This window comes from Amycolatopsis sp. SID8362 (genome assembly GCF_010550475.1).
Lineage (GTDB): Bacteria > Actinomycetota > Actinomycetes > Mycobacteriales > Pseudonocardiaceae > Amycolatopsis > Amycolatopsis eburnea.
In genome coordinates this window covers 1-367 of record NZ_JAAGNB010000483.1, presented here as the reverse complement: position 1 = coordinate 367, position 367 = coordinate 1, and the positions used below count along the sequence as shown (strand labels likewise).

1 protein-coding gene is annotated in these 367 nt (G+C 75.2%); it reads left to right on the top strand.

The features are described 5' to 3' along the window. Positions 1-13 precede the first annotated feature (13 nt). Positions 14-367: acyltransferase domain-containing protein (locus tag G3I65_RS14740; protein ID WP_239071176.1), on the top strand; the 354-nt coding region annotated here is incomplete at its 3' end.

Sequence of the window (367 nt, the reverse complement as noted above, 5' to 3'; positions counted from 1 at the left end):
CCACTCGCCGCTGATGGACCCGGTGCTCGGCGAATTCCGCGCGATCGTCGAACAGCTTTCCTTCGCCGCGCCGTCGATCCCGATCGTGTCCACCGTGACCGGGGCGCCCGCCACGGCAGGTGAGCTGAGCTCGCCGGAGTACTGGGTCGAGCACGTGCGCCGCCCGGTCCGCTTCGCCGACGCGGTGACCGCGCTGGCCGAGGCCGGCGCCGCCACCTTCGTCGACCTCGGGCCGGACGGCAGTGCCGCGGCGATGGCGCAGGAGGCGGCGGACGCGGGGTCCGAAGCCGCGTTCGTGCCGCTGCTGCGCCGGGACACCGGCGAGGAGACCGCCGTCCTGACCGCGCTCGCGAAGCTGCACGCGGGC